The 16,743-nt window shown below is 62.7% G+C and carries 15 protein-coding genes; 8 read left to right on the top strand and 7 right to left on the bottom strand.

Annotated features, from left to right (window positions below):
- Positions 1-10: 10 nt before the first annotated feature.
- Together FD715_RS07990 and FD715_RS07985 are read left to right on the top strand one after the other, a co-directional pair.
- Entirely contained in the window at positions 11-532 is a 522-nt protein-coding gene (locus FD715_RS07990; protein ID WP_147107782.1) for a hypothetical protein, read from the top strand.
- A 27-nt stretch (positions 533-559) separates the two neighbouring features.
- A complete protein-coding gene (locus FD715_RS07985; RefSeq protein ID WP_147107779.1) occupies positions 560-1,849 on the top strand; it encodes a porin family protein in 1,290 nt (429 codons plus the stop codon).
- A 24-nt stretch (positions 1,850-1,873) separates the two neighbouring features.
- Here FD715_RS07985 and FD715_RS07980 read toward each other — a convergent pair whose 3' ends face one another.
- Both FD715_RS07980 and FD715_RS07975 read right to left on the bottom strand, forming a co-directional pair.
- Positions 1,874-3,094, bottom strand: coding sequence for an AraC family transcriptional regulator (locus FD715_RS07980; RefSeq protein ID WP_147107776.1), 1,221 nt, complete (start codon positions 3,092-3,094; stop codon positions 1,874-1,876).
- A 269-nt stretch (positions 3,095-3,363) separates the two neighbouring features.
- The gene (locus FD715_RS07975) at positions 3,364-5,652 is read right to left on the bottom strand and encodes an adenosylcobalamin-dependent ribonucleoside-diphosphate reductase (RefSeq protein ID WP_147107773.1); all 2,289 of its coding nucleotides are present in this window, start codon (positions 5,650-5,652) and stop codon (positions 3,364-3,366) included.
- Between the two features lie 193 nt (positions 5,653-5,845).
- On the opposite strand from FD715_RS07975, the gene FD715_RS07970 reads away from it, so the two are divergent.
- Both FD715_RS07970 and FD715_RS07965 read left to right on the top strand, forming a co-directional pair.
- Entirely contained in the window at positions 5,846-6,277 is a 432-nt protein-coding gene (locus FD715_RS07970; RefSeq protein ID WP_147107770.1) for a DUF1489 family protein, read from the top strand.
- Between the two features lie 4 nt (positions 6,278-6,281).
- Positions 6,282-6,716: a hypothetical protein gene (locus tag FD715_RS07965; protein WP_147107767.1), complete on the top strand. Its 435-nt coding sequence runs from the start codon at positions 6,282-6,284 to the stop codon at positions 6,714-6,716.
- Here FD715_RS07965 and hisG read toward each other — a convergent pair.
- From hisG to hisS, 3 genes are read right to left on the bottom strand one after another with little or no spacing between them, the layout of a single operon-like run.
- Entirely contained in the window at positions 6,713-7,399 is a 687-nt protein-coding gene (gene hisG / locus FD715_RS07960) for an ATP phosphoribosyltransferase (RefSeq protein WP_147107764.1), read from the bottom strand. The two genes, FD715_RS07965 and hisG, sit on opposite strands and share 4 nt — an antisense overlap.
- A complete protein-coding gene (locus FD715_RS07955) occupies positions 7,396-8,466 on the bottom strand; it encodes an ATP phosphoribosyltransferase regulatory subunit (RefSeq protein ID WP_147107761.1) in 1,071 nt (356 codons plus the stop codon). The genes hisG and FD715_RS07955 overlap by 4 nt, the downstream gene beginning before the upstream one ends.
- A complete protein-coding gene (gene hisS / locus FD715_RS07950) occupies positions 8,463-10,088 on the bottom strand; it encodes a histidine--tRNA ligase (RefSeq protein WP_147107758.1) in 1,626 nt (541 codons plus the stop codon). Before hisS ends, FD715_RS07955 begins: the two co-directional genes overlap by 4 nt.
- A gap of 87 nt (positions 10,089-10,175) precedes the next feature.
- Between hisS and FD715_RS07945 the strand changes: the two genes are divergently transcribed.
- A complete protein-coding gene (locus FD715_RS07945) occupies positions 10,176-10,370 on the top strand; it encodes a SlyX family protein (protein WP_147107755.1) in 195 nt (64 codons plus the stop codon).
- 281 nt (positions 10,371-10,651) lie between these two features.
- On the opposite strand, the gene FD715_RS07940 is transcribed toward FD715_RS07945, so the two are convergent.
- Together FD715_RS07940 and dnaE are read right to left on the bottom strand one after the other, a co-directional pair.
- Positions 10,652-11,719, bottom strand: a complete 1,068-nt coding sequence (locus FD715_RS07940; RefSeq protein WP_147107752.1) for a hypothetical protein — start codon at positions 11,717-11,719, stop codon at positions 10,652-10,654.
- 88 nt (positions 11,720-11,807) lie between these two features.
- A complete protein-coding gene (gene dnaE, locus FD715_RS07935) occupies positions 11,808-15,308 on the bottom strand; it encodes a DNA polymerase III subunit alpha (protein ID WP_147107749.1) in 3,501 nt (1,166 codons plus the stop codon).
- A 123-nt stretch (positions 15,309-15,431) separates the two neighbouring features.
- Here dnaE and FD715_RS07930 point away from each other — a divergent pair, with 123 nt between their 5' ends.
- From FD715_RS07930 to FD715_RS07920, 3 genes are read left to right on the top strand one after another with little or no spacing between them, the layout of a single operon-like run.
- Positions 15,432-15,764: a helix-turn-helix transcriptional regulator gene (locus FD715_RS07930; RefSeq protein ID WP_147107746.1), complete on the top strand. Its 333-nt coding sequence runs from the start codon at positions 15,432-15,434 to the stop codon at positions 15,762-15,764.
- Positions 15,761-16,243: an SRPBCC family protein gene (locus FD715_RS07925; RefSeq protein ID WP_147107743.1), complete on the top strand. Its 483-nt coding sequence runs from the start codon at positions 15,761-15,763 to the stop codon at positions 16,241-16,243. The genes FD715_RS07930 and FD715_RS07925 overlap by 4 nt, the downstream gene beginning before the upstream one ends.
- On the top strand, positions 16,240-16,698 hold the full coding sequence (locus tag FD715_RS07920) for an SRPBCC domain-containing protein (protein WP_147107740.1): 459 nt from the start codon (positions 16,240-16,242) through the stop codon (positions 16,696-16,698). Before FD715_RS07925 ends, FD715_RS07920 begins: the two co-directional genes overlap by 4 nt.
- Positions 16,699-16,743 lie beyond the last annotated feature (45 nt).

The following is a 16,743-nucleotide window of genomic DNA, read 5'->3' as shown; positions in this document are numbered from 1 at the left end:
CGGCTCACCGGTGGACAGCAGACTTGTCCGGCTGACGGCCGATGGCTTGGTGCCAGACGTCGGTATCGACACAAGCAAAGCTGCCAATGTGGCAACCTTCAACAGCAGCGCGAACGGCGCAGCCTTTGCCTACCAGATGGGCCGCGTGCGTGGGACAGATCAATTTTTGGGTGTTGCGGGCGTCTTGCCGAACAGTCAGGTCGGCGGCGCCCCGACATCTGCAACCGCCACGTACAGGGGTGACTACAGCCTGGCCTATGCCGACAGAAACACATTCGAACAAAGCGTTACGGGCAACATTGTGCTGAACGCTGACTTCAACCAGGGCACGCTGGTTGGACAGGCGGGCGGTTTGTCGGTCAACGGCAGCATCAACGGTCAGAGCCTCGGCGGTACAGCCAGCTATCGCGGCGTTGACGCGCCACTGACAGGGCGGATCGGGAACACCCGTGCCGTGGGTGCATTTGCGGGCAATACGAACGATCAGGCGCTGGTGGGCGGGTTCCTTGCGGACCGGCAGCGGAACCCATAGCGCCGCGAACAGACGGCGTTGAGAGTGATGGACCAGCCTGCACGTCTAAGTGCGGTCGTCTGTGTTGTGCTGGGTGTGCTGACCGGTTTGGCGCATCCGGCCTTTGCAACTTCGGACCGCACGCTTGTTACGTTGATCGCCAATGGGCAGATCGCGGAGGCACGGGCGCTGTATGCGGTTCAGGGGCCGGAAGACATCGACTGGCTCTTCTTTGACGGACGCGTGGCGAAGGCCGAAGGCGATCTGAACCGTGCGATACAGATTTTTCGCGATGTCCTGCAGCAGGAGCCGTCCTATATCGCGGCGCGCCGCGAACTGGCGCACAGCCTGCTTTTGGCCCGAGACTACGGGGCGTCGGCGCATCACTTTCGCATGCTCTTGCGCAATGATCCCTCGACCGAGCAGCGGCGGGGCTATGTTTCCTTTCTGGACGAGATTGACCGCCTGCGCCCGTTCTCGCTGAGCGGGCGGTTCGCCATCGTCTCGTCGACCAACATCAACCGCGGCAGTTCACAGGACCGGTTTCAGCCCGGTGTGCCGAACGCCCCGTCATTCGATATCACCAGCCGGGCGGAACCGGGAACCGGTGTCGAGCTGGGCCTTGCCGGGCGTCATCTGTGGCGGAGGGAGAACGGATTTCGCTGGACCCTCGATTGGGACCTGTCGACACGACAATTCGAGGACAGCCGCCACAACAGCTTTTCCGCGCTGGCGCGGTTGCAATATGCGCGGCTAAGCGCGCAGGCGCGTTGGTCGGTCGGGCCGTTTGTGCACCGGCTTTGGACCGAGGACGAAGAGGATGAACGGCTTGACCTTGGCGTCAGTTTCAGCGCCGACCGGCGGCTGACCCCCCGCGATACGCTGTTCTTTTCGGTCAGTGGCGAGCAGCGGGACAACCTGATCGGCGACGCCAATGACGGACCGTTATACGCGCTGCAGATCGGGCTTGCACGGGCCCTGCAGGACGGCACGCTGAGCATTGGCACGCGGCTGATCGCGCACCGACCGGAGCGGACCCATTTGCAATACGACGGACAGAGCGCGTTTGCACATCTGTCGCGGTCGTGGCGCGGTGGCCTGCAAGGCGGGCTTGGGCTTGAGGTCGGGCGACGCAGCTATGCGGCGCTCTTCCCCCTTGCGGGCGTGGCGCGCGGCGACGAGTACGTGCAGATCACCTTGTCAGCGCAGCATGAGGCCGTCCGCTTCGGGCGGTTCATGCCGACATTGCACTGCACGTTCGGGCGGACGAGCAGCAATGTTGCCTTTTACGACCACGACATCGAGGAATGCACACTCGGGATTACAACCCGGTTCTGAGTTTTTGGACACCCACGCTTTGGGTCAGGGACGTGCGGGCAGCCGTTCCTTGTTCGGCGCAGCCCGCGCACCCTGCAGCTGGCGGTGGTTCGAACGATGCTGGGTCGGGGTGCGACCAGTGTGCTTTTTGAACGCGGTGTAGAACGCCGACCGCGAATTGAACCCGACCTCGTAGGCAATGGCAAGGATCGTATCCTCCCCGCCGACCAGAAGCTGTTCCGCCTCCTTGATCCTCCACTGGTTCACGAAGTCGAAAAAAGATTTGTCCAGATGCTCGTTCAGGGTTTGGGACACGTAGTTCGGAGATGAGCCGATGTGCTGGGCAAGCTTGGTCAGCGACAGGTTTGCGTCACGGTAGAGCAGATCATCTGCCATCGCGGTGGTCAGCTTCCGCGCAATCCGCGCCGCGTGGTCGCCTGCCAGCGCGCTTTTGGAGTATTTCGGCGCGTCCTGCGGTTCAGTCGGCACAGCAATGTCCGGCGCGCGATAAAGCCCCGGCGCCTGTTGCAAGCCGCGAATGGCCACCAGCAAGATAAACAGCAAGGCGATGATGCTGTGCTGGATGGGCCCGACCGGATGCCCCAGCCCGGCGTCGCGGATAAAGTACGAAGCCAGCACCTGACCCACGTAGAATGCCATCACCGCCGCCAGGCTGAGCGTCCAGATCGTCTCGTAACAGTTGCCGTTGGCAAAGACCTCGCGCATGTGCGCGCAGTTGCGGCGCTGCCATCGAAACAGCAGCCAGATGTAGACAAGCACAAAGGCGTATCCGCCGAACTCGAGCAGCAGAAGGATGCGGACGGTGAGGTCCATCCAGGGCGTTGCACCCGGCGCGGGCTGGCCGGTCTTGAGGGCAAGGATGCTGTCGCTTGGGATGAACAGTGTCACAAGGGCCAAGACGCACACGGTCAGGGGCAGCGCAAGGTGGATCGCCAGCTCTTGCCGGGTGATCGGTTCGGGGACCCGTGACAGCAGTTTCAGATGAATGAAGAAGGTCGGCAGGAGCAGAAAGGCTGCCACATAGGACACCATATGGACGGCATGGTGCCATCCCGGCGGCAAGCTGGGCCACAGCGTTTCAGCCACATAGACGAGCTGGCTGGCGACAAATGCCAGAAACATGAAGGATGACAGGCCGTAAACGGGGCTGAGCTGGCGCTGCAACAAATAGACGGCGCCAGCAACAAATCCGACCGTGATAATGGCGAGCCTGACGCCAAACACCGCCGCATCGTCGGGAGACATGTGTCACTGTCCTTGCGTTGGGGTCATCGCATGAGATGACACGAAGCGCATCTTGGGGCACCCCGCGCCCGCGCAATGTAGGCGTTTTGCCGCTAACGCTCAACGCAGTGCCCTTGCGTCAAGCTGTCCTGTCGGGACGGACAGGACAGCGGCGAGATAGAACAGGACGACAAGGTGTTTTGACGGCATGCGTTCGAGCAACGCATTTGAGGCCAAGGCTGCATTATGCGGGGCGTGCCCGGAAGGTGTGCGGCGCCAAACTCAGGGGTCTAGCCGCACTTTGAGAACCCGCACGACGCACAGGTCATGCACCCTTCGATCATGCGCATGTCGTAGCTGCCGCAGCTAGAACACGCCTTGCCGCGCGGGGTGTCCAGACCCACGACCTCGGCCTGTGGATCGGACTTCAGCCCCATACCTTCACCTTCGATAAAGCCGATCTGGATCATGTGTCTTTCGATCACGCCGCCGATCGCCGCCAGGATGGACGGGATGTATTTGCCTTGCATCCAGGCCCCGCCGCGCGGGTCGAACACTGCCTTGAGTTCTTCGACCACAAACGACACGTCCCCGCCCCGCCGGAACACGGCAGAGATCATGCGGGTCAGCGCAACCGTCCAGGCGAAATGCTCCATGTTCTTGGAATTGATGAACACTTCGAACGGGCGACGATGACCGCCGATGACGAGGTCGTTGATCGTGATATAGAGCGCGTGTTCGCTGTCGGGCCACTTGACCTTGTAAGTGTTGCCCTCAAGCGCGCTGGGGCGGTCGAGCGGTTCCGCCATGTAGATGACGTCGCCATGGGGCTGCATGGGCTCTGCGTCGTCGTTGGCCATGACGGGCGCTTCGGCAGGCTTCTCCTCGGCCACGGTCAGGACTGAGCCTGTGACCGCGTTCGGGCGGTACGTTGTGCACCCTTTGCAGCCCGTGTCCCAGGCTTGCATGTAGACGTCCTTGAAGGCGTCGAAGCTGATGTCTTCGGGGCAGTTGATAGTCTTGGAGATCGACGAGTCGACCCACTTTTGCGCGGCCGCTTGCATTTTGACGTGGTCGCTTGGTGCGAGGGTTTGAGCGTTCACGAAGTAGTCGGGCAGCTCTGCGTCGCCGAACTTGTCGCGCCACATTTGTACGGCGTAATCAACGACTTCCTCTTCCGTCCGGCTGCCGTCTTTTTGCAGGACCTTGCGGGTGTACGCATAGGCGAAGACGGGTTCAATCCCGGATGAAACGTTGCCTGCGTAGAGGCTGATCGTTCCGGTGGGCGCGATGGAAGTGAGAAGCGCGTTGCGGATGCCATGTTCAGCAATGGCGTCCCGCACGTCTACATCCATCATCTGCATGGTGCCACTGGCGAGGTAACCTTCGGCATCGAACAGCGGGAAGGCGCCCTTCTCTTTCGCCAGCTCGACAGAAGCGAGGTAGGAGGCGCGGGCGATGGCCTTGAGCCACGCTTCGGTCTGCGCCGCAGCTTCGTCCGAGCCGTAGCGCAGGCCCAGCATCAGGAGGGCGTCGGCAAGGCCCGTGACGCCGAGGCCGATGCGGCGCTTGGCGGCGGCTTCGCGCGCCTGCGCTTCGAGCGGGAAGCGTGAGGCGTCGACCACATTGTCCATCATGCGGACGGCTGTGGCGACGAGGTCGGACAACGCCGCTTCATCCAATTCCGCTGCTTCTTCAAAGGGTTGCGTAACCAGCCGGGCGAGGTTGATGGAGCCGAGGAGGCACGCGCCATAGGGCGGCAGGGGCTGTTCACCGCAGGGGTTGGTGGCGGCGATGGTCTCGCAGTAGTTCAGGTTGTTGGCAGCGTTGATGCGGTCGATAAAGATCACGCCGGGTTCGGCATAATCGTAGGTCGAGCGCATGATGCCGTTCCACAGATCACGGGCCTGAACGGTCTTGTAGACGGTGCCGTCAAAGATCAGGTCCCAGGAGCCGTCGGCCTTCACCGCTTCCATGAAGGCGTCGGTTACGAGGACAGACACGTTGAACATGCGCAGGCGGGCGGCGTCGGATTTGGCGGTGATGAAATCCTCGATGTCCGGATGGTCGCAGCGCATGGTCGCCATCATCGCGCCACGGCGGCTGCCTGCGGACATGATCGTGCGGCACATGGCGTCCCAAACGTCCATAAAACTAAGGGGTCCGGAGGCGTCGGCGGCTACGCCCTTGACCCCTGCCCCCTTGGGCCGGATGGTCGAGAAATCGTAGCCGATGCCGCCGCCCTGCTGCATGGTCAGCGCCGCCTCTTTCAGCATCTCGAAGATGCCACCCATGCTGTCGGGGATCGTGCCCATGACAAAGCAGTTGAAGAGGGTAACGGAGCGTGCTGTCCCTGCCCCGGCTGTGATGCGACCCGCGGGCAAAAACTTGAAATCTTCCAAAGCGTTATAAAAGGTCTGCTCCCACTGCGCGGGGTCTTTTTCGACCGACGCGAGGTCGCGTGCGATGCGCCGCCAGCTGTCTTCCACCGTGACGTCGATGGGCGTGCCGTCCGCTTCTTTGAAGCGGTACTTCATGTCCCAGATCTGTTCGGCAATCGGCGCGGCAAAGCGTGTCATCAGAGCATCCCCTTGTAGGCGCCCGAATCTGTCGGACGCCGTGCAGGCAATTAAGCTACCATTTCTGACGCAAACCACAACAGATAGATGTACTTGACTTGCTAGCCACCAAATCTAGCGGTACCATAAACACAACAGGTTGCAGTTCGGCGTGACGGCGCTACATTATATGGTGTGGCGAGAGGTGGATTCTGTGGATAAGTACATCAATCTCATTAAGCTGTCTGTGGGCAGCGACAGCTATGAGGATCTGGTCGCGTGGCAGTCCACGAAACGGGCCCAGACCGCTGACGGCTATCCGCGCCATGTGACCCGTATGTGGCCCAAGCGGGAGAAGGAAATCCTGAACGGTGGGTCGATTTTTTGGGTCGTCAAAGGGGTACTGACCTGCCGCCAGCGCATCATCCGGCTCGATGAGGTGATTGGCAGCGACGGCATTCGCCGCTGCGCCATCGTGTCGGACCCCGAGCTGGTGCGGGTGCAATCGGCACTGAAACGGCCCTTCCAGGGATGGCGGTATCTGAAACCCGAAGACACCCCGCCCGACCTGCCAAAAGGCCGCGAGCGGGAAGAGCCGCTGCCGATCGAACTGAACCGGGCGCTGGCCGAGATCGGGGTCTTGTAGGGCCATGGCGCAGGCGATCACACTGCGCTTTCTCACCATACTCGTGCTGATCTGGGCTGGCGGCTGCATCGGTGGAAATCTGGTTGCGGCGCCCGCGAAATTCACGGTGGACGCGCTTGAGTTGCCGCTCGCCTTACAGGTGGGACGCGCACAGTTCGCATGGATCGGGTATGTCGAGTGGGCGTTTTTGGCAGCCATTGCCGTGGTAACGGTCCTATCGCGCACGCGCCCGCCAGCGCTCATCGTGATCGCCACAGCGCTTTTTCTCGTTCAGCAGCTTGGTGTTCAGCCGATGCTGGAAGCGCGCAGCGATCTGATTATCGCGGGCGCGCCCTACAGCGATGCGACCGGGCGGCACCTGATCTTTGTCGCGCTCGAAGTGTCAAAGGTGGTCTGTTTGATCGCTGCGGGCTGGATGATGATCCGCCTGCGCACCTAGAGCAACTTGTCGAGCAACTCCTTAAGCACAACCCGATCTTGATCTTCCAACGCGGCAACCCGCGACCTCCACAGCGTGGCTTGGCTGGCGAGGATCAAGCCGTCACTCAGAATCTTGAGGTGGTTAGCGCGCAATGTGTCGCCGGACGAGGTGATGTCGGCGATGGCCTCTGCCGTCTCATTCGCCACCGTGCCTTCGGTTGCGCCCTGACTGTCGACAAGGGCGTAGTCGGCCACGCCCGCGTCCCGCAGGAAGTCGCGCACAAGCCGGTGGTACTTTGTGGCAATGCGCAGGCGGAAGCCGTGGTCCGTGCGGAAGGCGGCGGCGGCGGCGTCGAGATCATCGGTCAGGTCCACGTCGATCCACGCTTTGGGCACGGCCAGCACGAGGTCGGCGTGGCCAAAGCCCATTTCGGCCATCGGCTCGACCTGCTGTTCCCAGAGGGGCAGTTTGTCGTGGATCAGGTCAGTACCCGTGACGCCAAGGTGGATGCGCCCGCCGGCGAGTTCGCGCGGCACTTCGCCGGCGGAGAGCAGGACGAGCGCCACGCCGTCGATGCCGTCCACTGCACCCGCATATTCGCGGTCGGACCCGGTGCGCATCAGTGTAACGCCGCGCTTTTCAAACCACTGAAACGTCTTGTCCATCAGCCGCCCCTTGGACGGCACGCCGAGCTTGATCATGCTGCGCCCTCCAATTCATCCATCAGGCCGGGGCGAATGACGGCACCTACGGCGGGGATTTCCTGGCCTTGGCCAAGACGGCGGGTGAGCGCGTCGTAGCGCCCGCCTGAGGCGACGGGGGGCAGGTCGGGGCGCTGTTCGGCGTAAAAACCAAAGACGAAGCCGTCGTAATACTCCATCGAGGTGCGACCGAAGCTGGCCTCGAATTCCAGGTTGTCGACGTCGATGCCGCGGGCGGAGAGGGCTTCGGCCCGTGCGTCGATCCGTTTGACGGCGGGGCGCAGGGCGGGCAGGTCGGCGCACAGCGTGTGCATCTGGGCCAGCGCGAAGGGCAGCGTTTCGCGGACATTCAAGAGCGCATCGAGGCATTCCATCTGCGCGCCGGAGAGCGGCGGTTCGGCGGCGTCGGCTTGAAGCGCTGCGATACGTGCGTCGATTTCGGACTGTCGGCGCAGGCCGGTGAGGGGCGCGTCGGTTGCGGCCTTGCCCGCGAGCAGGGCTGCCCGCGTTTCCGGTACCGGGCTGCGGCCGGAGAAGCGGTCGAGCAGCGCGCGGAAGCGGCGGGGGCGCCAGATGTGGCGGCGCAGGGCGGCCTTGCGCCGGTCGGAGATGTCGAGGCCATCGACGGCGGCCATGAGGATGCCGATGTCACCGGTGGCCGCGCGCAGGTTCAGCGGGCTGACGGCGTCGGCGATCAGGGCAAACACCTCGGCATCCGCTGCCGCAGGGTCGGTGCCGTCGAAGAGCTCGTAGCCCACCTGCAGGTATTCGTTGGCCCGGTCAGGGTCGTCCTCCTGCCGCCGAAAGACCTTGCCTGCATAGGTGTAGCGGGCGGGGTCGGCGCCATTGGCCATATGCATCTGTACGACCGGCACCGTGAAGTCAGGGCGCAGCATCTGTTCGCCGCGGAGCGCGTCGGAAGTGACATAGGCGCGTGCACGGATATCCTCGCCATAGAGATCGAGCAGCAGGTCCGCCGGTTGCAGGATCGGCGGTTTGACCAGCTGCGCGCCCGCCGCGATGAAGCGGTCGCGCAGGGCATGGACCCGCTCGCGTGCTTGGGTCATTGGTTCAGGATCTCCTGCACCTTAGCGAGCATCTGATCGCGGGGCACTTCGAACTGGCTGGGGTTTTCGGCCCATTCCTCATGCGTTGCCGTCTCGGCGATCTTGGCGCCGAGGTAGAGGTCCTTGATCTGGACGACGCCGCGGTCCTTTTCGTCGCCGCCTTCGATGATCGCGATGGGGGCGTTGCGCTTGTCCGCGTATTTGAGCTGGTTGCCGAAGTTTTTCGGGTTGCCGAGGTAGACCTCGGCCCGGATGCCTGCTTGCCGGAGTTCGGCGACCATGGCCTGGTAGTCGGCCATGCGGTCACGGTCCATGACGGTGACGACGACGGGCCCTTGTTCGGTCGTGCCGATGCGGTTTGTCGCGCGCAGGGCGGCGAGCAGCCGGTCGACGCCGATTGAGACGCCGGTGGCCGGGACCTCTTGGCCAGTGAAGCGCTTGACAAGATCGTCGTAGCGGCCGCCACCCGCGACGGAGCCGAACTGGACCGTCTGGCCCTTTTCGTTCTGGACGTCGAAGGTGAGTTCGGCCTCGTAGACGGGGCCCGTGTAGTAGCCGAGGCCGCGGACAACGGAGGGGTCGATTTGAAGTCGACAGTCTGAATATCCTGCCGCGCTTAGAAGGTCATGGATCTGTTGAAGCTCTTCTACACCGGAAAAGCCAACATCAGACCCACCAACGACTTCGCGCAGGTGATCAATGATCCGTTGGTTCCAGATTTTTCGGTATTCGCTGTATTGAAGCCTGCCTTCTCGATCATTGAAAGCCCCATCCACGGAGTATCTTGCAAAAGTGAGTTGGTCCGCTCGTGTTGAATTGCCCTCATCCGCCGCTCGAGACGCCTCCAAAGCAAGCCGGTTGCTGACCGGCTCATACGAGTTGACGAAATTCATGATCTTTTCAATTTGCAACTCGCTGAGGCCAGCACCCTTGGTGAAGTCCCCGCTCTCATCTTTGCGCCCCTCGCCGAGCAGCGCGTGCACGCCGTCGGGCCCGAGCCGGTCGAGCTTGTCGATGGCGCGCAGGACGATGCCGCGTTCGGCTTTCTTGTCCTCGCCTGCGAGGCCCGCAACCTCCATCACGCCGTTCAACACCTTGCGGTTGTTGATGCGGATCACGTAGTCGCCGCGTTGGATGCCCACCGCTTCGAGCGTGTCCGACAGCATCGCGCAAATCTCGGCATCCGCGGCCATGGAGGCCGTGCCCACCGTGTCCGCATCGCATTGATAGAACTGGCGAAACCGCCCCGGTCCCGGCTTTTCGTTGCGCCAGACCGGACCCATCGTGTAGCGGCGATAGGGATTGGGCAGGTCGTTGCGGTGTTGCGCATAGACACGCGCCAGCGGGGCCGTCATGTCGTAGCGCAGGGCGAGCCAGTCGCCGTCTTCCTCCTGCCAGGCAAATACCCCTTCGTTCGGGCGGTCCACATCGGGCAGGAACTTGCCCAGTGCCTCGACCGTTTCGACTGCACTGGATTCCAGCGCGTCAAACCCGTAGCGATGGTACACCCCGGCGATCTTTTGCAGCATCTCGGCCCGGTCGGTGACGTCCGTGCCGAAATAGTCGCGGAACCCCTTGGGCGTTTGCGCCTTGGGGCGGGGGGTTTTCTTGGGCTTGGCCATGGTGGCGCTCCGGGTTTGCGTTCGGGCGCGGGGATAGCGCAGGCATGGGGGCTGGGCAAGCAGGGCTTGAAGTGGCAGGAGAGGGATATGGAAAAGCTGGAAGAAGAGATCGCACATTTGCAGCGCTCGGTGGACGAGTTGTCGGACGTGGTGGCGCGGCAGGAGACCGAGATTGCCCTACTGACCCGGCGCGTGCAGATGCTGATGGAACGCGAAGCGCAGCGAGAGGCGGATGGCGGCGGTGGCGTCGTGATCGGGGATGAACGGCCGCCGCATTATTGAGTAGGACGGCGTCTTGGCTGGTCGGCCCTTCGGGGAGGATTTTTTTGAAACAGGGAAGATGAGGACCGGAGCGCTCGCCCTGTCAACGTGGGGAAAGGCGGGGTGGTCCAGCCCTTGATCGCAATGGACCAAGGGCCTTCCCCGTTTACACCGGTTCGCATCCCTGCTCCCGGTGCGCCCTTAACAAAGGCGATTAACCTTAATGATTGGTGAACAGGGTCTGTCTTCCCTGTTTCAAAAAAAATCCTCCCCGAAGGGTCGGGTTGCAAAAAGCAAAGACCTCAGGGTGTCTTGAGCGACGCCGCCACCACTACGCCGTCGTGCAAGAGCATGTCGGCCCAGCGCCCGTTGTCGGTGAAGTTCTCATAGGCGCTGATGAAGGTCGTGTTCCGTGACAGGCGGTCGATGCGCCCGCCGCAAGGCTTGTTTCGCCCCACATTGCACACCTTGCGCTTCAGCTTTTCATAAGCTTCGTCAGTGGTCGAGTAGGGATACTCGTCCGCCGGCAGGCCGTAACGGAGCTGTTCGTGGAAGGCAGGTTCGCCGAAGAGCGCAAGGGCTGCCGTGAACTGGCGGGGGCAATTGTCGGCAAAACCCGTGACGTAGAAGGTGCGGGGTGCGGTGCTGTCGGGGGCTGTGTCATAGAGCACGTAGCCGCGGCCCTTGCCTGCGGCCTTGTCCACCACCGCGCCCGATCTTGCCGGTGTTGCATCGCAATTGCGCGCGATCTGGCCGAAGGGCACCATCGTGCCGGGTGCCACGTCCATGGCGTCCGGACCGTTGCGTGGTGTGTTTCGAGGGCCGCCGAAGAGGCGGCGGCGCTTTTCCGGCTCGACCAGCGCGTCGGGGGAGACGGCGGCTGTAACAACAGGTTGTGCGTCAGCTTCGGTATCTATCTGCGCGTCTGGCCCGGCGTTGACCGCATCTTGGCTGGTCAGTGGTTGTGGGTCCGCGTCTGCCGCCGACACGCGGCGCAGCCAGCCGAAGAGGCCGCGCGAAGCGGGCCCTACCGGCGTTACGGCGGCGTCAGACCCCGCGCTTGCAAGCGCGTCGGACGGGGCTGGTTCGGTAGGCAACGCTCCGTCTGTGTCTGATACCGTGGCGTCCGCGTAGATCTGGTCCGGGTTGGGCGCAGGTGTTTGTGCGTTTTCGTCCGCGCCATTGCCAGGGTCGCGGAAGACGCCGGACAGAATGCTGTCTTCGCGCGCGAGCTCTTCTTCGGTTGACACGACATTGGCACCGGGTTCTGGGGGCAGGACGGCCCCGGCTGACACGCGGTCAATGCCGCGCAGCGGATCGCCACAGGCCCCGAGCAGAACCAGCAAGGCGCAGGCCGACAGCTTTCGCATCACACGCGTATCCTCCCTGAACTTATCCACATCCCCGCGCCGGTTTTATCCCCAAGACGCCATGACGTCCAGTCGGGGGCGGTTGGCGTCAGAGGTCCTGCACCTCGACCACGCCGGAGAGCGATTTGATCGCGCCCTTGATCTGGGGCGTCACGGGGAATTCTGCGCCGAGGTCCATCTCGACCTCGCCCGGCAGGCTGTCATCCATCAGGCAGATTGTGATCGGGCCGCGCCCTGCCCCCTTGGCCGAGTTGGCCGCTCCTTCGAGCACCGTAGCGACCGAGGCGAGCGCGGTGGGGGCTTCGACAAAGATGCGCAAACCCATGCCGCCGACATCGGCAACCGCCGTGTCCACCGGAGCGACGGAGCGGCCCAGAAGCTTGAGCTGGTCGCTTTCCATAGTCGCTTCGACCGTGACGATGACTTTGGCACCTGTGACAAGGTGATCCTGGGATTTTTCGAGGCTCTCGGAGAACAAGGTGACCTCGTACGCACCGGTCGTATCTGACATCTGGCAAAAGGCGAACCGATTGCCCTTGGCAGATTTGCGCACCTGCAAACCGGCAACCACACCAGCCAATTTGGCCACAAGCGGCTGGCCCTCGGCCTTGGCCGTCACCTCGTCCAGAGTGATCACGCCCTTGCGCTTGAGCGGACCCATGTAGTCGTCAAGCGGGTGGCCGGACAGGTAAAAACCGACGGCTTTGTGTTCTTCACCCAATCGTTCTGCGGGCAGCCAATCTGCCACTGGTAAGAGTCGTGGTTCGGGCAAATCGTCCCCGGCGTCGCCAAACAGGGAAACCTGATTGGAATTCTTCTGATCATGTACCGCCGCAGAATAAGCGCTAAGCGCGTCGAGGGCGTCAAAGACACGGCGTCGGTTAGGGTCCAGCTGGTCGAAGGCACCAGCGCGTGCCAGCATTTCAAGCGGGCGTTTGCCGACTTTCTTGAGGTCTACGCGGCGGGCGAAGTCGAACAGGTTCACGAACGGTTTGCCGTCACGTGCCTCCTGCACCAGCCGCATCGCCTCGACGCCCACGTTCTTGAGTGCGCCCAGCGCATAGACCAGCGCCCCGTCGACCACCTTGAACGTCGCGTCCGACCGGTTCACGCAGGGCGGCACCCAAGGCAGGTCGAGCCCCTTGCGCACCTCTTCGAAATAGATCGCCAGCTTGTCCGTCAGGTGGATATCGCAGTTCATCACACCGGCCATGAATTCGACCGGGTGGTTCGCCTTGAGCCACGCCGTCTGGTAGCTGACCACGGCGTAGGCCGCCGCGTGGGATTTGTTGAAGCCGTAGTTGGCGAACTTGTCGAGCAGGTGCCAGACCTCCAGCGCCTTATCCTCGTCCACGCCGTTTTCCTTGGACCCGGCAAGGAATTTGGGTCGTTCGGCGTCCATCGCCTCTTGAATCTTTTTACCCATGGCACGGCGGAGCAGGTCAGCGCCGCCAAGCGAGTAGCCCGCCATTTCCTGCGCGATCTGCATCACCTGTTCCTGGTAGACGATGATGCCCTGGGTTTCGTCCAGGATGTGGTCAATGGAGGGGTGCAGGGTGTCGCGTTCGGAGAGCCCGTTTTTCACCTCGCAGAACTTCGGGATGTTCTCCATCGGGCCGGGGCGGTAGAGGGCGACGAGGGCGATGATATCCTCGATACAGTCGGGCTTCATCCGCTTGAGCGCGTCGATCATGCCCGAGCTTTCCACCTGGAACACGGCGACCGTCTTGCCTGCGGCGTAGAGCTTGTAGCTGGCCTCGTCATCGAGGGGGATGCCGCCGATGTCATTCTCCATCCCGTCGGCGGGCGTATAGAGTTCCGTGCCGTCGGCCGCGATGTGCAGCTTGCGGCCCGAGCCGAGGATTTGTTCCACCGCGTTCTGGATCACCGTCAGGGTTTTCAGGCCGAGGAAATCGAATTTGACGAGGCCCGCCTGTTCAACCCATTTCATGTTGAACTGGGTGGCGGGCATGTCCGAGCGGGGGTCTTGGTAGAGCGGCACAAGCGCATCAAGCGGGCGGTCCCCGATTACCACGCCGGCAGCGTGGGTGGAGACGTTCCGTAGTAACCCTTCAACCTGTTGGCCGTAGGTGAGGAGACGGTCCACGACCTCTTCGTTCCGCGCCTCTTCGCGCAGGCGGGGCTCGTCTTTCAACGCCTTTTCGATGCTCACCGGCTTGACGCCCTCGACCGGGATCAGCTTGGACAGCCGGTCCACCTGGCCGTAGGGCATTTGCAGCACGCGCCCGATGTCGCGCACCGCTGCCTTGGACAAAAGCGCGCCGAAGGTGATGATCTGGCCGACCTTGTCGCGGCCATATTTCTCTTGCACATAGCGGATGACCTCCTCGCGCCGGTCCATGCAGAAGTCGATGTCGAAGTCGGGCATCGACACCCGCTCGGGGTTCAGGAAGCGTTCGAAGAGGAGCGCGTAGCGGAGGGGGTCGAGGTCGGTGATGGTGAGCGCGTATGCCACGAGGCTGCCCGCACCGGAGCCCCGTCCGGGCCCCACCGGGATGTCGTGATCCTTGGCCCATTTGATGAAGTCGGCCACGATCAGGAAGTAGCCGGGGAAGCCCATGCCTTCGATGATGTCCAACTCGAAATCGAGGCGTTTCTGGTATTCCTCGACCGATGTGGCGTGGGGGATCACCTTGAGCCGTTCCTGCAAGCCTTCGTTGGACTGGCGGCGCAGTTCCTGCACCTCGTCATCTGCGAATTTTGGCAGAATCGGATCACGGCGATAAGCCATGAAGGCGCAGCGCTGTGCGATCTCGACCGTGTTCTCGATGGCTTCGGGAAGATCGGCGAATAGCGTCACCATCTCGGCCTGCGACTTGAAGTAGTGCTGGGCTGTCAGGCGGCGGCGCGGTTCCTGCTGGTCAACATAGGCGCCCTCGGCAATGCAGATCAGCGCGTCGTGGCTTTCGTACATGTCCGGTTTAGGAAAGTAGACATCGTTGGTCGCGACCAGCGGCAAGTCCATGCCATAGGCCATTTCGATCAGCGGGCGCTCTGTAAGGCGCTCGGCTTCGGGCTGGCCACCCTCGCCCGGGTGGCGCTGCAACTCGACGTAGAGCCGGTCGGCAAAGATATCCTTGAGCCGGTCCATGAGCGCTTGGGCAGCCGGTACCTGCCCCGTCTGCAACAGCATCCCGACGGTACCGTTTGGACCGCCAGTCAGGCAGATCACGTCCGCCGAATGGCCCGCCAGTTCCTCGACAGTGACATGGGGCAGGTCTGAGCCGTCGCGCAGATACAGGCACGAGTTCAGCTTCATCAGGTGTTCGTACCCCGCCTCGGTCTGTGCGAGCAGCACGAGCGGCGCGGGATCGCGAGGCCGTTCACCGGGGCGCGGGGTCACGTATTGCAGATCGACCTGGCAGCCGATGATGGGCTGCACCCCCGCCCCCGCCATGCTGACCGAGAACTCCAACGCGGCGAACATGTTGTTCGTATCGGTCAGCGCGATGGCGGGCATGCCGGCATCCCGCACGATGCCGGGTAGCTTTTTCAGGCGCATTGCTCCTTCGAGCAGCGAGTATTCGGAGTGGGTGCGCAAGTGAATGAATCGGGGGGCGTCTGTCATGTGGACCACGATATGTCGTGGCGCGCCGCTCGGAAAGCCCCACAAGATGTTATCCACAGGCTATAAGTTAGCTATCTGGCTAAGTGTCTTGACTCGAATCGCCCGACGGTAATACTTAGTCACATGACTAACCAACTCGATATCGTCTTTGGCGCCCTCGCCGACCCGACCCGCCGCGCGGTGGTCGAGCAACTGACCCTAGGGCCAGCGGCTGTTAGCGCGCTGCATGACGGGCACGACATGGCGCTGCCCACGTTCCTCAAACACTTGAAAGTGCTGGAGGAAAGCGGGCTGGTCTCAAGTACCAAGAAGGGGCGCGTGCGTACCGTCCATATCGAAGCAGCCCCGCTGCGCGTGATGGACGATTGGCTGAAACGCCAGAAGGACATGTGGGAAGGGCGGCTCGACCGTTTGGCACGACTTGCCGAAGCATTGAACGAAGAGGACAGCACATGATGGATTTCAACCCGGACCTGGACCTGCGCATCGAACGCGAGATCGGGGCAAAGCCCGAAACCGTCTGGCGCTGCTGGACCGATCCCGACCTTCTGGCGCAGTGGTTTGCGCCCAAGCCGTTCACGGTCAAGGACATCGCGTATGACTTCGTGCCAGGCGGACGGGCAGACCTGACCATGGTGCTGGATGACGGGACCGAGATGCCACTGCGGGGCTGTGTCCTCGAGGCGGATCCGGCCCGGCGGCTGGTGACCACCGATGCGCTCTTGAGCGGCTACCGCCCCACCGCGGCCCCGTTTATGACCGCGATCTACGAGCTTGAGCCGCGCGACGCGGGCACGCTGTACCGCGCCACCGTTCTGCATGGCGATGAAGCGACCCGCAAACGGCACGAAGAAATGGGATTTCACGAGGGCTGGGCGACGGTGATCCGTCAGCTTGGAGAGCTCGCAATGACTTTGAAGGAGAAGACATCATGACAACAGATACCGGACATTTCGACCTCAGCCGGACTTTACCGCTAAACCCCGACCGGCTGTGGCACTTGCTGACCGATGGGCAGATGCGCGAGGTCTGGGGCGCGCCGGAGGAAGGCATGGTGCTGATCATGGACAAATCGGACTTCCGGTTGGGCGGCCATGAAACGCATCGCTGCGGGCCTGCGGACAATCCGGAATTCACGGTGGATACGCGCTGGTACCGGATCGACGGGCCGCATGATGCGGCCTTTACCGAGACGGTCATTATCGGCGGGGCCGCCATCGCGACCACGTTGGTCACCTACCGGGTGACAGCCCAGGGGACCGGATCGCGACTTGATGTGTCGGTGGCGGTGTCGGCCTTCACCGGGCCGGACGCGGACAGCGAGTTCAAGGCGGGATGGGAGGCAGGGTTGGCCAACCTTGAGGCACTCGCCACCAAGATGGCGGCGTAACCGCCCGGCCCCGCTTGCCTTTGCCTGCCCGCCTGCCCTACCTTA

The organism is Tateyamaria sp. syn59, assembly GCF_007995245.1.
Classification (GTDB): domain Bacteria; phylum Pseudomonadota; class Alphaproteobacteria; order Rhodobacterales; family Rhodobacteraceae; genus Tateyamaria.
The sequence above is the reverse complement of the archived record's forward strand: the minus strand, read 5'-3'. Positions and strand labels throughout refer to the sequence as shown.